The organism is Okeania sp., assembly GCF_983059655.1.
Genome location: NZ_CEZPJD010000102.1, coordinates 1 through 15,237, shown reverse-complemented (window position 1 = coordinate 15,237; position 15,237 = coordinate 1). Strand labels below are relative to the sequence as shown.

8 protein-coding genes and 1 pseudogene are annotated in these 15,237 nt (G+C 35.2%); 6 read left to right on the top strand and 3 right to left on the bottom strand.

The genetic code is table 11. The features are described 5' to 3' along the window. Window positions 1–419: 419 nt before the first annotated feature. The gene (locus AC3DU7_RS08560) at window positions 420–2,948 is read left to right on the top strand and encodes a sugar phosphate nucleotidyltransferase (protein WP_488038930.1); all 2,529 of its coding nucleotides are present in this window, start codon (window positions 420–422) and stop codon (window positions 2,946–2,948) included. A 301-nt stretch (window positions 2,949–3,249) separates the two neighbouring features. Next, window positions 3,250–3,756: a single-stranded DNA-binding protein gene (locus AC3DU7_RS08555; protein WP_488038929.1), complete on the top strand. Its 507-nt coding sequence runs from the start codon at window positions 3,250–3,252 to the stop codon at window positions 3,754–3,756. A gap of 521 nt (window positions 3,757–4,277) precedes the next feature. Here AC3DU7_RS08555 and lipB read toward each other — a convergent pair. Continuing rightward, window positions 4,278–4,946, bottom strand: a complete 669-nt coding sequence (lipB, locus tag AC3DU7_RS08550; protein WP_488038928.1) for a lipoyl(octanoyl) transferase LipB — start codon at window positions 4,944–4,946, stop codon at window positions 4,278–4,280. 8 nt (window positions 4,947–4,954) lie between these two features. On the opposite strand from lipB, the gene AC3DU7_RS08545 reads away from it, so the two are divergent. Both AC3DU7_RS08545 and hpf read left to right on the top strand, forming a co-directional pair. Beyond that, on the top strand, window positions 4,955–5,125 hold the full coding sequence (locus AC3DU7_RS08545) for a hypothetical protein (RefSeq protein WP_488038927.1): 171 nt from the start codon (window positions 4,955–4,957) through the stop codon (window positions 5,123–5,125). Window positions 5,126–5,522: 397 nt separating this feature from the next. Next, window positions 5,523–6,167 carry a ribosome hibernation-promoting factor, HPF/YfiA family gene (gene hpf / locus AC3DU7_RS08540; protein ID WP_488038926.1) on the top strand — a complete coding sequence of 215 codons (645 nt, stop codon included), beginning with the start codon at window positions 5,523–5,525 and terminating at the stop codon, window positions 6,165–6,167. 462 nt (window positions 6,168–6,629) lie between these two features. Here hpf and AC3DU7_RS08535 read toward each other — a convergent pair whose 3' ends face one another. Beyond that, on the bottom strand, window positions 6,630–7,088 hold the full coding sequence (locus AC3DU7_RS08535; protein ID WP_488038925.1) for a peroxiredoxin: 459 nt from the start codon (window positions 7,086–7,088) through the stop codon (window positions 6,630–6,632). Window positions 7,089–8,945: 1,857 nt separating this feature from the next. Between AC3DU7_RS08535 and AC3DU7_RS08530 the strand changes: the two genes are divergently transcribed. After that, complete coding sequence (locus AC3DU7_RS08530; RefSeq protein WP_488038924.1) at window positions 8,946–11,411, top strand: response regulator; 2,466 nt, start codon at window positions 8,946–8,948, stop codon at window positions 11,409–11,411. 701 nt (window positions 11,412–12,112) lie between these two features. Next, window positions 12,113–14,275: pseudogene (locus AC3DU7_RS08525) on the top strand (NHLP family bacteriocin export ABC transporter peptidase/permease/ATPase subunit); the annotation flags it as partial. A 675-nt stretch (window positions 14,276–14,950) separates the two neighbouring features. Here the strand turns inward: AC3DU7_RS08525 and AC3DU7_RS08520 are convergent. Beyond that, window positions 14,951–15,237, bottom strand: a 287-nt coding sequence (locus AC3DU7_RS08520) for a hypothetical protein (protein WP_488038923.1), incomplete at its 5' end; no start/stop codon positions are given.

The window sequence follows — 15,237 nt, the reverse complement described above, 5'->3', positions numbered from 1 at the left end:
TTTTTCTCTATTAATTTGACCTATATACTTAATGATTAAAGAATTAATATTAGATAATTAAAAAAAAAACTTCTCTACAGCTACCGACAAATATCAATAGAAAAAAAAGATCATAAAAAGTCAGAAAAAAATTAATTTTTATAATTGCTATGCCTAAAGTTTGTGATATTTCCTGGAGTTTGATTGATTTTAACAAAAAAAAATTAAGTAAAACTCCGATAAAATTTTTAAACAAAAATTTAGTCATAGTAAATAAATCAAATATTAATGACAGTATTTAATAAGTATTGTTTGAAAAAAGAACAATACCTTCATAGAAAATAATTAGTTTTTATCCATTATTTTTATCTGAAACAATCAGACAATTAGTATTAATAAATGATAGATATTAAGACAAAATCAATAACAAAGGAGGAATTATGCGTGCAGTATTAATGGCAGGAGGTTCAGGAACACGACTCAGGCCACTGACCTGCGATCTTCCGAAACCAATGGTACCAATTTTAAATCGCCCAATAGCCGAACATATTATTAATTTATTAAAAAAACATCAAATTAGAGAGATTATTGCTACTTTACATTATTTACCTGATGTAATGCGTGAATATTTCCAAGATGGCAGTCAATTTGGAGTACAAATGACTTATGCCGTAGAAGAAGAACAACCTCTAGGAACTGCTGGTTGTGTCAAAAATATTGCTGAACTTCTAGATGAAACTTTCTTGGTAATTAGTGGAGATACAATTACAGATTTTGATTTAACTACAGCCATAGAATTTCATAAAAGAAATAATTCAAAAGCTACTTTAGTACTAACTCGTGTACCTAATCCTATTGAATTTGGAGTAGTAATTACAGATGAAAAACAGAGGATAAAAAGGTTTCTAGAAAAACCTTCTACCAGCGAAATATTTTCCGATACTGTTAATACAGGAACCTACATTTTAGAACCAGAAATTTTAAACTATTTACCAGCTAATCAAGAAAGTGATTTCTCTAAAGAATTATTTCCTTTATTGTTAGATAAAAACGAGCCAATGTATGGCTATATAGCAGAAGGTTATTGGTGTGATGTTGGACATTTAGATGCTTATCGGGAAGCTCAATATGATGCACTTCAACATACAGTAAAACTTGATGTTGCTTATCAAGAGCGATCGCCTGGACTTTGGACAGGAGAAAATACTTATATTGACCGGACAGCTAAAATCGAGACACCAGCTTTAATCGGAGATAACTGTAGAATTGGCCCAAGAGTGCAGATTGAAGCAGGTAGTGTGATTGGAGATAATGTGACAATTGGTGCAGATGCTGATGTGAAGCGCCCAATTATTTGGAATGGGGCACTGGTTGGAGAAGATGCAAATTTAAGAGCCTGTATAATTTGTCGAGGTGCAAGGATAGACCGTCGTGCTCAGGTATTAGAAGGTGCCGTAGTTGGCTCCTTATCTACTGTAGGAGAAGAGGCTCAAATTAGTCCCAATGTTAGAGTATGGCCTAGTAAAAAAGTAGAATCTGGAGCTACCCTGAATATTAATTTGATTTGGGGGACAACTGCTAAGAGAAATTTGTTTGGACAACGAGGGGTGCAGGGATTAGCAAATATTGATATTACTCCAGAATTTGCAGTGAAGTTAGGAGCAGCTTATGGTTCTATTTTAAAACCTGGCTCAACAATATCAGCTTCTCGCGACCAACGCAGTATATCTCGAATGGTTTCTCGGTCTTTAATTGCAGGTTTAATGTCAGTTGGAGTGAACGTAATAAATTTAGAATCTACTGCAATTCCTATTGCCAGAACAATTTTACCAACTATGAATGTTGTAGGTGGTGTTCATGTACGTCTTTCTCCTAACCGCTCAGATCAAATATTAATTGAAATCTTTGATTCTCAAGGAATTAATCTTTCTAAAGCGAAGGAAAAAAAGATAGAGGGAGCATATTTTAAAGAAGATTTACGCCGAGTACAAATTCCAGAAATTGGCAAGATGGTTTATCGTCATGAAGTATTAGATGCTTATAGCAAAGGCTTTGAAAATCTGCTTAATTCTGAGGCAATTCGCTATAGTAAATCTAAAGTTGTAATTGATTATTGTTATGGTGTTTCTGGAGCAATATTACCACAATTATTAGCTAAATTTGGTTGTGATGCTGTAGTTCTAAATGCTAGCTTAAAAGAGACTTCTTTAGGGAAAGAAGAAAAAGAAAGTTTATTAGATCAATTAGGTCGGGTAGTAGAAGCTTTACAAGCAAATGTAGGAGTTCAAGTAACAGCAAATGGAGAACAATTAATATTAGTAGATGAAACTGGTTCTGCTATTCGTGGTGAAATGTTAACTGCACTCATGGTGAATTTAATGTTGACCGCTCATCCACGCAGTTCAGTAGTAGTACCAATAAATGCTTCTGCGGCAGTAGAACAAATTGCTCGTCGTCACGATGGTCATGTGATTCGGACAAAAGCGAATCCTACGGCATTGATGGAAGCTTGTCAAATTCATCATAATGTGGTAATAGGTGGAAGTGGTGATATGGGATTTATTTTTCCTAAATTGCATCCTGGTTTTGATGCGATGTTTTGTATCGCTAAAGTGATAGAAATGTTGACTATTCAAGAGCGTTCTTTAGGACAAATAAGTGCGGATATACCTGCTGTTACTCATCGTTCCTATAAAGTACGTTGTCCTTGGAAAGTTAAAGGAGCCTTAATGAGGTATTTAGTAGAAACTAATTCTCCAGAAAAATTAGAATTAACTGATGGAGTAAAGATTATTAATCATCAAAATGATAATTGGGTATTAGTTTTACCGGATGCTGCAGAACCCTTAGTACATATTTATGCAGATAGTAATGATCGAGATTGGGTTGATAAAACTTTGAGGGATTACCGCAATACAATCCATGATTTTGTGAATTTATTTATGACTGGAAAGAAGCTAAATGATTGATATATAGAAGAAGGAAGAATTCATTAATGAATAATGAATAATTAATAATGAATAATTAATGATGACCTCTTATCAATTAGACATTGGTAAGAAGGAATACAACAGAAGGCAGAAGGAAAAATATTGCTTTGTCTGAAGTTTTAAGCTTTTGATATGTCTTTACCTTTCCTTTTATTGCTATAATTATCTTGATTTTTGTTTTCCTTTTTTTGCTAATTTGAAGCTGGTTAGACTTATTCAGTATGATCTGAAATTAAAAGTTCTCTTAATTTATTTACTTATTACATAGTTAAAAATCAAAATGAATAGCTGTATATTAATGGTACAAATTATCAAAGATCCAGAACTTCGCTACACAGCAGATGCTCAATTACCAGTAGCAGACATGATGGTAGAATTTTCTAATTTAGGAGTAGAAAATAAACCTGCCATACTAAAAGTAGTAGCATGGAGAGATTTAGCTCAACAAATTAGTCAACAATATCATGAAGGGGATTATATAATTGTTGAAGGTCGCTTGAATATGAATACTATTGAACGACCAGAAGGTTTTAAAGAAAAACGAGCTGAATTAACAGCCTCCAGAATATATCCTGTTAGTCCTGAAGCTATGACTCAAAATGATAGTCAAACATCCAAGAATCAATCTAGTAAAAGAACTGTAACTCAGACACAACCACAAGAGCAAAACTATAATAATGTTGTTGATTTAAAATCTCGTCGTAGCTCTACTTTAAACGAAGAATCAAAACCAGATATGCCAGAAGAGAATTCACCACCAGACGATTCCGATCCTATACCTTTTTAATAGGGAGTAGGGAGTAGAGGTCATTTCAGTTATCAGTTATCAGTTATCAGTTATCAGTACCTCTAGCTGTTTGCGGAGCATGACCTAGGAAAGCAAGAGGCTTGAAGTACGGAATTATTTTTTCTCTTGGTCGATTAGATATGGCGCAGGTTTCCTCGCCATCTCTCGACCGCTTTTTATCCCCTTAAAAGGGGAGGCGCATACCCACGATTTTTCGGTAAATAATTGATTATTTATCCCACATTCCGCACGTCAATTTGTAATATTAAAAGTAGTATACAATTTCTATTATTGGTAAATATTTATACTTTATAAATTACTTCTCAAAAGTTAAATTCTCAGTAAAATTTTAAGCATAAATACTCAATTTGTACGTTATTATGTTCTCCTAAATTCTGTTTGCGGAGCATTCCGTAGGAAATTCACCGATTCTGACTCCTAATTTTTTATACTACGTTTTATCGTGCGGAATATAGGATTTATCTACGATAATTGATTTGATTTTTTATTATTGAAGATGTCTAATAGTGAATTAACTCGACTCCAAATACCTTAGTAAAAGCAGCAACTACTTGAGGAAGGACTTCATCTATAGTAATGCCAGGAATAAACTCTGCCAGACTACCTACAGATTTATCAGAAATACCACAAGGCACAATTCTATGAAAACCAACTAAATCTGGACAAACATTGAGAGCAAAACCGTGCATTGTTATCCAACGACTAACTTTAATCCCGATAGCTGCTATTTTTCGTCCCTCTAACCAAACTCCTGTTAAACCTGGATATCTTTCACCATTGAGACCATAGGTATCTAAGACTTGTAACAATACTTCTTCTAATTGTCGTAAATACCAATGTAAGTCCTGCTGATAACGTCTTAAATTGAGAATAGGATAACCCACCAGTTGGCCAGGACAATGATATGTCACTTCCCCGCCTCGCTCCACTCGATAAAGTTCATATTCATTTTGATTGGGATCGAATTTAAGAAAATCTAATTTTGCCCCTTGTCCTAAAGTATAAACTGGTGGATGTTCTAATAATATTAGGACATCAGTTAATTCTGGACAATTGCGACGTTGTTGGACAAGTGATTTTTGCCATTCCCAGGCCACTGAGTAACTGATTAATCCTGGACAAATTAAATGGCAAGTTTTTGGTAAACAGGGACTATTTTGATACACCATATTATTTCATGTCAGGAAGGCAGAAGGCAGAAGGCAGAAGGCAGAAGGCAGAAGGAAAAGAAAGGTTCAAACAGATAAGGTTTCTATTCAGGAAGGCAGAAGGCAGAAGGCAGAAGGCAGAAGGCAGAAGGCAGAAGGCAGAAGGAAAAGAAAGGTTCAAACAGATAAGGTTTCTATAACTATGGCAGAAATAACTAACCAGTCACAAAACCCTAAAAGCATTACCAATCAATACTTTTGACTATCTTGAGTATGTCTTACATTCTGAGGAGACCTCAGTAATTACACACTCGCTTTTGACTTCGGCGTAGTGGCACTAGACATCTCCAATAATAAAAAATAAAATTAATTCTCGTATAGAAATCATTAATTTTTTCTGCCTACTCCCTACTCCCTACTCCTTCTTTTCTGGAGATACTGTGAATTATTCAAACAATCAAGACTAAATTTAGCTACATTTAAGCAAAAAAAATCAAGAATTGTCAAGGGATGCAAAGGATTTTAAAGATAAGATGTTGGGAAGAATACAAAGTGCTACTCTAAATAATACAGCCCAAACATTAGCGGAGGGAGCTTATGAAGCTTGTTATCCAGGGTAAGAATATAGAAATAACTGATTCCATTCACGAGTATGTTAATCAAAAAATTGAAAAAGCTGTTAGCCATTTTCAACAACTCACTACAGAGGTAGATGTACATCTATCAGTAGCTCGAAACCCACGGATAAATCCTAAACAGACGGCAGAAGTAACTATCTACGCTAACGGTACAGTCATTCGTGCCCAAGAAAGTAGCGAGAATTTGTACGCTAGTATTGACTTAGTAGCAGATAAAATTGCACGCCAATTAAGAAAATATAAAGAAAAGCGTCAATCCAAGCTTAATAAAGCTAAAACTGTAGAGATGATAGAATCACAACCAGTCAAGCAGGACTTGATTGGCGATCGCCAACCTGAGCTACCTAGTGAAGTAGTACGGACAAAATATTTTCCTATGTCTCCGATGACGGTAGGGGAAGCTCTTGAGCAGCTACAATTTATCGATCACGATTTCTATATGTTTTCCAATGCTGCAACAGGCGAGATAAATGTGGTCTATAAACGTTATCATCATGGTGGTTATGGTTTAATTCAACCACGGCCTACTAATGGGCATAGTAACAATGGGAAAGCAGCTCATAGTATTGATGAAGTAGCAGATATTGAATCTGCTCAAGTTTAGAATGATTTCAGGATTGGAGTTATAGCGGGGAATAGGGAACAGGGAATAAGGAACAGGAGAAAGAAATTTCTCTATCTGAGGTTCATCATCAGTCTATGTCCTAAGTAACTTTATTCCTTGCTATATTCACTAATCTCTGAGTGATTCATTTGAATAATATTAGGGCTTATACAAAAACTCTAATTGCAGGGTGTGTTGCAACGCACCCTATACTAAGGCTATGAGATAGAGAATTTTGCCTAATATCTATCATGTCTGAATAATTAGTGATCAAAAAACTTTCTCCTTCTCCTCTTCGTTTACTTCCTCCTGACTCCTGACTCCTCCGTCGTTTATTTATAATTGTTCAACCGGACATGATATCAAGTCTCTGATGACAGCCTTTTAGTGCAGAATGACGGAAATAATTTATCGGTTATAAAATCCTAAAAGTCTTACCAATCAATACTTCTGACTTCCGCTTCAGGCAGGTATTACTTTTAATGTTTTTAAAGCTTCTTCAACGTGAGCGTCAAAATCGAGCATAGAGTCAAAGATATGACGGATAATTCCTTCTTTGTCTATGACGTAAGTCACTCTACCCGGCAGTATCCAGAGTGTAGCTGGAACACCATATAATTCTCTGACTTTGTTGTTAGTATCGCTTAAAAGAGTAAACGGTAAATTATACTTTTTAGCAAATTGTTTGTGAGACTGTTGAGAGTCTGCACTAATACCAATCACTTCAGCACCAGCATCTGTAAAGACTTGATATTTATCTCGAAATGCACAAGCTTCTTTAGTGCATCCAGGTGTATCATCTTTTGGATAAAAATAAACGACAACATTTTTCTTACCACGGAAGTTAGATAGAGAAACTGGGGTTTCGTCTTGGGATGGTAAGGTGAAATTTGGTGCTGGATCTCCTACTTTAACTGCCATATTTAAGTTATAAGTCCAATTTTTTTGGATATAATGTTAACTTTTTGTTATATTAGCGTACATTTTTTGATATGTCTAATATCATGTTCGGTTAAATAATTATACTTTGGTAGAAGGAAAGCAGAGGGCAGAAGGCAGAAGGAAGAGAGCAAAGTTTGAAGTGAAGAAGTTTTTATAACTAATCATCCGAACATGATACAATGCACTAATAGTGAGTAATATGTAACTAAAGTAACTAAGCTAATATACATTAATTTTGAGGATAATTAAAGATAAAGTTCAAGATAGAAAATAGAGTTTTATCGCTAATTTAAGTGGAGATAATACAGCAGTTTCTGAAACTATGAGGTACAGTTATTTTTATTATTTTCTATTGCCTGTTGTCTCAAACCTAAAATTTTGTACCTCATAACAACGGGAAACGCTGTCAGTAATTATAGATAGAATTTGTTGATTAACTCTAAAAGCTTTTATTTGTAAATTATCGCTCCTTTTTTACTGAAAAAAATGCAAGTTTTTAGCAAAAAAAAAATTAAAATGCTCCATTTTTACTAAGTATAGAAATACAAACATCAGACAATTATTCCTACTGATTTATGACTTCTGTCGTAAGCGCCGTCAGCCAGCCTCCCATCGGAGGAACTGCATTATCAGCTATTAGCTATTGCTTTTAATTTAGGATAAAAGCTTTATTAATTGTCTTACTACATAAGTAGGGTTTGCGCTCATAAAGTTTTTTTGGTAAGGGTAGTAGACAAAATCCAGAATCGGTGAAGTCAGGAGGAATGAGAATTATAGAAGAAATAGTCAGAAGAATAGTACCTTGATTGTTCTGCCATAATCATCCCAAAATGCTAACTCTTTGAGTATTTTAGACTGAAAACTTGCGCACTTTTTTAGACCTAAAAATGCTAAAACCTTTGTCTATAAATGCTTTGATATTTAATCAGCAAGCCCTAAGTAAGGAATTTTCCTGTCACAAAATATCTCATTGCACTAAATTTAATAAATTATACAAGTTCTAAAAAATAAGACTTTACTTCATTAACACTTCAGTTATTAAGAAAGAATAATAGTTCAGTAATGTTTGTAACAATTATCGGTATTAAATTAAAATATATTATGTCTTTTCATCCTACTTCCTAACTCTCAAAAATATGTAGCAATAATGCGTTAAATTTTTTATTTTTTTTGTCTTTAGCAGTAATATCATATCCGGATAATTAGTGATAAAAAAAACTTTTTCCCTTCAAACCTTTTCTTTCCTTCTGCCTTCTGCCCTCTGCCTTCTGCCTTCCTGATAATTAGTGATAAAAAAACTTTTTCCCTTCAAGCCTTTTCTTTCCTCCTGCCTTCTGCCCTCTGCCTTCCTGATAATTAGTGATAAAAAAACTTTTTCCCTTCAAGTCTTTTCTTTCCTTCTGCCTTCCTTCCTAGAAAGTGTAAGTATTCAAACGGATTTGAGATAAGCAGTCAGCTATCAGCAATTAGTAATGAATAATTACTTCTAAGGTATAGTCAGGGTACTTTGGTGGTAACTTTTGATTCTTTCTCAATTTCAAAGGTTGCTTTTACGCGGACCCAAAATTAATAGCTTAATAGCTGATAACTCATGGCTTTTTGCGCAGCATTCCGCAGAAAATGCTTGCTTTTCGCATAGTTATCTATACCAATAATTTGCTGATTTTTTGTGCTTAAAGTTACACGTTCCTAAAGACTCTATAAAATCTACAAACTTTAAGGGTAAGTAATCAAGTAGGTACAAAAAAAATTACCATCATATATAATAAGATGTTAACAGCAAATCATTTAGAATTGCTATCTATTAATTATTATCAATAACCAGAATAATTTAAAATGCATGATTTAGCTAAATTTACTCTCAGAGATATGATTGAATGTAGTTTGAAATTACGCCAGATAGGTAATGAAGCAGTCAGTATGGAAGAAACAGCTAATAGGATTGTAAATTACCTTTATAATAATTTAGATAATTACCAAACAAAGGAAAAATCTTGTGCTTTAATCCGCTTTTTTAAAACTCATACATTTGAGAATTTAGAGCCACATCTACAACAACTTGCTCAACAAATGTTAAGCAGTGATTTTAGTACTGAAAAATTAAAATGTTTAACACTTTTAGCAACTGCTGGTGAGCGGGAAGAATGGAATAATCGCCTTAACTCTAGAGGTCATCAAGTCATTCCTCTCTCTTGTGAGGAAGTAGTAGAAAAAATCCCAATGATTTCTCAATTAATTTATCAATTTGGTTTAGATATTAATTCACTACTAAAACCTGAAACTCAACAGTTAATTGAATTAGAACAAAAAAACTACAATGTTTTTTATATTCCTGATGCAGTTTCTAGTGAATACATTCCAGTAAAAGAAAATTTTGTGATTCATTTTGGGATTAAATCTGTTTTAGCTTTTGGAGGTTTGTTGCCTGATGGTAATCTGTTTGCAGTAATTTTATTTTCTAAAGTAAAAATTCCTCGTGCTACAGCCGAAATGTTTAGCACTTTAGCTTTAAGTATTAAAACAGCTATTTTACCTTTTGTCGATCGCAAAACTTTTAATAATTATTCTCATCTCACTTCTGCTTTACCAAAGGTTGAAGAATTAAACTCAAAAATTGCTACTTTAACTCAACTACTTGAGGTTTCAGAACTTTATGCTATCAAACAATCAGACCGTTTAGAACAAACTATTAGTCAACTTTCTCAAACTCTTGAAAACCTAAAAAATACTCAAAAAGAGTTAGAAATAAAACAAATTGAAGCTGAAGCTGCTAATCGTGCTAAAAGTGAATTTATCGCAATGATGAGCCATGAAATTAGGACACCGATGAATGGAGTTTTGGGCATGACAGAATTACTATTAAATACAAATTTAACTTCACAACAACATGATTTTATTAAAACAATTTCTGATAGTGGAGATGCTCTTTTAAATATTATTAATGACCTGCTTGATTTTTCCAAAATGGAATCAGGAAAACTAGAATTATATTACGAAGCTTTTAATTTACAAGAATGTCTTGAATCAATTATGGATTTATTTGCTCCTAAAGCATTCAATCAAAAAATAGAATTAGCTTACTATTGGCATCCTTCTACTCCTAAAAATATTATTTTAGATTCCCGAAGAATACGTCAAATTTTAGTAAATATTCTGAGTAATGCTTTGAAATTTACAAAAAATGGTGCAGTGACTGTATCCGTATCTAGTAAAGTTATTAATCAAGGAGAAAAAAAGCCTCGTTACCAATTTGAATTTGCTATAAAAGATACAGGAATTGGTATTTCTCTAGAACAACAACATCGTTTATTTAAGCCTTTTAGTCAAGTTGATAGCTCCACAACTCGTAAATATGGAGGAACAGGTCTAGGTCTTGTTATTTGTAAGCGTTTAGCAGAAATTATGGGGGGGGAAATTTGGGTAGAAAGTCAGCTAGGTCAAGGTTCAACTTTCTATTTTACTATTACCACCAAAATTACCAGTAATGTACCAAAAACTATTCCTCCTAGCTTGTCGGGAAAAAGAATTTTAATTGTTGACGATAATGCTACTAGTTGTCAAATTTTAGCCCAACAAATACAAGACTGGAATATGTTACCTGTAGCTACACAAGAATCCAATCAAGCTTTAGAATGGTTCAGGCAGGAGAGAAATTTTGATGCCATTATCCTAGATTGGCAAATGCCAAATATGGATGGTTTAACTTTAGCTAAAGAAATTAGAAAGTTACAATTTGGCCGAGAATTACCTTTAATTATCGTAACTTCTGTAGGAGTTACCGAACAAGAAATAGTTAGTAAAATCAATTTTTCTGCTATATTAACTAAACCTATTAAACAATCTCAACTTTATGAAACACTAGCTCATGCTTTTAGATTAGAACAACCAAACACTATAGTACAATCAAATCCGATGAAAATGATTGAACCTGTTAACAATTCTCTTCTTTCTATTCTTCTTGCAGAAGATAATCAAGTAAATCAAAAAGTTGCTTTGTTAATGCTGAAAAATTTGGGCTATAGCGCTGATGTCGCAGTTAATGGTTTAGAAGTCATTGCAGCAGTACAACGTAAGTCTTATGATGTGATCTTAATGGATGTGGAAATGCCAGAAATGAATGGGGTAGAAGCGACTTGTTGGATTCGTCAACATTTTCCAGATAGCCAAAAGCCTTATATCATAGCCATGACTGCAAGTGCAATGCAGGAAGACCGCCAAATTTGTTTAGATTCAGGAATGAATAATTATGTTTCTAAACCCGTGAAAATTAATCAGTTAAAATCCATATTGCAATTTAACTGAGAGGTAGCATTCAGCGATCGGCGGTCAGCTATCAGCTTTAGTAGACAATTTAAGCTCGTTGTTTTTGTGCTTCAATTCTTTGTTCAAAAGCCCAGGTAGAAGTTAAGCAAATACTTGGTTAACTCATGAAAAAGCTGAGAGCTGAATGCTTATGATATAACTCCTAATACCAAGGGTGATAAATGTTTGTTACAAATGGTCGGAACGTTCCATGCAACGTCCTTACGAAAGAAGGAAGAGGGAAGACCGAAGTTGGGTTAAATATTGAAAAAAAGGAAAAAAAGATAGAGATAACTATCTCAAATGAACTGGATTAGCTATTTTTAAGCATATCCGAACGATGTTTTTAAAAAATATTTGGACTGTTGATAGTATCCAAGAGTCAGTAGTCATTATAAGTAGCTATTATTATCATTTTTTACCATTAAATAATCAATTGTAATACCTTGTACATTTAGATAAAATATTTTAGTTGACTAGATTATTTGTAAAATTCTTTTTTCAAGCTAGTATAAATCATCCAGATACTTTCTAATATCAAGTATCATTAATTAGCCATGATAAAAAAGTTTTCTCTGATAAATTTTTCCCTATTCTCTATTCCCTATTCCCTGTTCCCTATTCCCTAAAATTTTTATTGTGGGTATTTCAAAGATAAATGATATAAATCAAATGAAAAAAAAAGAGTCAAAACCCCTACAGTTATTCAGATGGAAGCAGTTGAATGTGGTGCTGCTGCCCTCTGTATCATCCTCGCTTATTACGGTCGCATTGTACCTCTAGCCAAACTTCGACAAGAATGTGGAGTTTCCCGCGACGGTAGCAAAGCATCCAAAATAGTTGGTGCTGCCAGAAATTACGGCATGGAAGCAAATGGTTTCAAAGCAGAAACCCTCGACTTACTTGACGAACTATCTCCCCCCTACATTGTATTTTGGGAATTTAATCATTTCTTAGTTGTAGAAGGATTTAATAAACATCAGGTTTTCCTCAACGATCCTGCCACCGGGCCTCGCACAGTTTCCTGGGATGAATTTGATGAAGGCTTTACCGGAGTTATCCTCACGATCGAACCCGGAGAGGAATTTGAAAAAGGTGGTCGTAAACCAAGCATCATCCCATTATTATATCAAAGACTCCGACCATCTTTAGGGGCAATAATTTATTGTATCGTTGCAGGTTTTCTGCTAGTAATTCCCGGTTTAACAATACCAGTATTTAGTCAGATATTTGTCGATAATATTCTTGTGGAAAATCGTACCAACTGGTTGCGCCCCCTAGTTTTAGGAATGACGATCGCTACGATATTACAAACTTTACTAACATTATTACGACTACGCTACCTGAGAAAATTAATGATTAAATTATCTATTGGGATGTCTAGTCAGTTTATGTGGCATATTCTACGACTGCCAGTAGGATTTTATGCCCAAAGATATGCTGGAGAAATTAGCGATCGCCTCAATATTAATAATGAAGTTGCCCAAGTGCTTTCTGGACAATTAGCAACTACAGTTATTGATACAGTAATGATAGTATTTTATGGGTTAGTAATGTTTGCCTACGATCGCGTACTAACTTTAATCGGAATTAGCTTTGCTGCGGTCAATATCATAGCTTTGCAGTGGGTATCTCGGCAACGGGTAGATGCCAATATGCGATTAGTACAAGATGAAGGTAAACTTGCGGGGGCAAGTATTGCGGGGTTGCAAAGCATGGAAACCCTAAAAGCATCGGCCCTAGAGTCAGACTTTTTTTCTCGGTGGTCTGGATATTATGCCAAAACCGTGAATACTGAGCAACAGTTGGAAGTAACAAACCAAGTTTTAGAGATTTTACCAACATTTTTATCATCCCTCACATCAGTATTGGTATTAGTCGTAGGTGGTTTGCGAGTCATGGAAGGGGAACTCAGTATTGGTATGTTGGTAGCATTTCAGAGTTTGATGTTAAGCTTTCAGCAACCTGTAAATACTTTGGTTGGTTTTGGCAGCACTCTCCAGGAATTAGAGGGAGACTTGAATAGACTGAATGATGTACTTAGCAATGAGACGGAGGCAGAAAGTAGAGGGCAGAAGGCAGAAGAGGAGGCAGAAGGAAGAGAGGATACAGATATTGCTGAGGCTTCACAAGCAACAAAACTCAAGGGTTATGTAGAATTGCGGAATATTACATTTGGCTATTCACGTGTAGATCCACCTCTAGTCGTAGATTTTAATTTGTCGTTGCAACCAGGGCAAAAGATAGCATTAGTTGGTGGCAGTGGTTCGGGAAAATCGACGATCGCTAAGTTAATTTGTGGTTTGTATCAACCGTGGGAAGGAGAAATTTTGTTTGATGGTGTTCTCAGAGAGGATATTTCACCTACAGTATTAACTAATTCTCTGTCGATGGTGGAACAAGAAATATTTTTATTTGGTGGCACGGTGCGCGATAATTTAACTTTGTGGAACCCGACAATATCAACGGCTCAACTGATGAAGGCTTGTCGGGATGCTGTTATCCATGAAGCAGTAATGGCACTTCCTGGTGCATACGATGGTGAGTTATTGGAGGGAGGAGCAAACTTAAGTGGGGGTCAAAGACAGAGGTTAGAAATTGCTCGTGCTTTGGTAAATAATCCTACAATATTAGTAATGGATGAGGCAACGAGTGCTTTGGATGCGGAAACAGAGAAAATAATTATTGATAATTTGCGGAGTCGGGGGTGTAGTTGTATTATTGTGGCGCATCGCTTGAGTACTATTCGTGATTGTGATGAGATTATTGTTTTGGAATATGGAGAGGTGGTGCAGCGTGGCACTCATGAGGAAATGTTACAGGAAGAGGGAGTGTATCAGGAGTTGATTAGTTCCGAGAGTTAGTGAGTGTGGGTATGATCTTGCCCCCCGAGCAAGCCAATTTTGGGGGGAATATAGCGCTACGCGCAAGTCAGAAGTCAGAAGTCAGAAGTTAGAAGTTAGAAGTAATCCTTGACGCTCGTTTGAGTGTCTATAATTGCCCTAACCTATTTGCGTAATGCTATAAAACTCTAAAAGTCCCCCAGAATTCGGTGATTTAGGGGGCTTGACTAGAACCAAACAATCGCACATTCATATAATGTATAGCTCTGATTCTAGGTATGATCTTGCCCCCCTAGCCCCCCAAAATTGGGGGGAATAAAACTCTAAAAGTCCCCCAGAATTGGGGGATTTAGGGGGCTTGACTAGAACCAAACAATCGCGCATTCATACTTCAATTCAGCAACGCCTAATACCAAATCCGGTTTAAATAAGAGATTTATTGTCAGGGTAAGGCAGAAGGGTTAGAAGCATTTGGACAAATTCGCTTTTCATAACCGGATTTGGTATAATATATAACCAGATAAATAATTTCTAACTTCTGAATTCTCAAATAACTTCTGACTTCAAACTTCTGACTTCTGACTTCAAAAAATGGTTGACATTTTGTATACTTAAAGTTAAGATAAAAAGTAATAGCTTTGGTATAAAGAACCTCAACAAATGAATAGCAGTAGCTTTTTGGTCATTTATAGTCTTTTATAAATGGTTAAAAGGTTGTTTTTCATCTTTGCATGGTACCCCACATACGCGCCTCCCAGAATCGCTGTTAGCGAAGCTTTGCGTTAGCAAAATGCTGATTCTTTCGTTGACCCGCGTTGATGCCATGCTGGGAGCGGGTTTGAGGGTCGTCATTTTGGCAAAATTTGCCTTGTTGATTTTTTTATCAAAGGGGTGCGTCGATTTGGGGGTCTGAAAGCCTTGTTCTGTCGTGGTTCCAAAACGTAGCTCCCCCCCGCTGGGTTTAATGCGGATTAGTTGGAAAC

Excerpts from the sequence above, each read along its gene's own strand:
- AC3DU7_RS08560 (WP_488038930.1), top strand. The coding sequence starts at position 420 with ATGCGTGCAGTATTAATGGCAGGAGGTTCAGGAACACGACTCAGGCCA.
- AC3DU7_RS08555 (WP_488038929.1), top strand. The coding sequence starts at position 3,250 with ATGAATAGCTGTATATTAATGGTACAAATTATCAAAGATCCAGAACTT.
- lipB (WP_488038928.1), bottom strand. The coding sequence starts at position 4,946 with ATGGTGTATCAAAATAGTCCCTGTTTACCAAAAACTTGCCATTTAATT.
- AC3DU7_RS08545 (WP_488038927.1), top strand. The coding sequence starts at position 4,955 with ATGTCAGGAAGGCAGAAGGCAGAAGGCAGAAGGCAGAAGGCAGAAGGA.
- hpf (WP_488038926.1), top strand. The coding sequence starts at position 5,523 with ATGAAGCTTGTTATCCAGGGTAAGAATATAGAAATAACTGATTCCATT.
- AC3DU7_RS08535 (WP_488038925.1), bottom strand. The coding sequence starts at position 7,088 with ATGGCAGTTAAAGTAGGAGATCCAGCACCAAATTTCACCTTACCATCC.
- AC3DU7_RS08530 (WP_488038924.1), top strand. The coding sequence starts at position 8,946 with ATGCATGATTTAGCTAAATTTACTCTCAGAGATATGATTGAATGTAGT.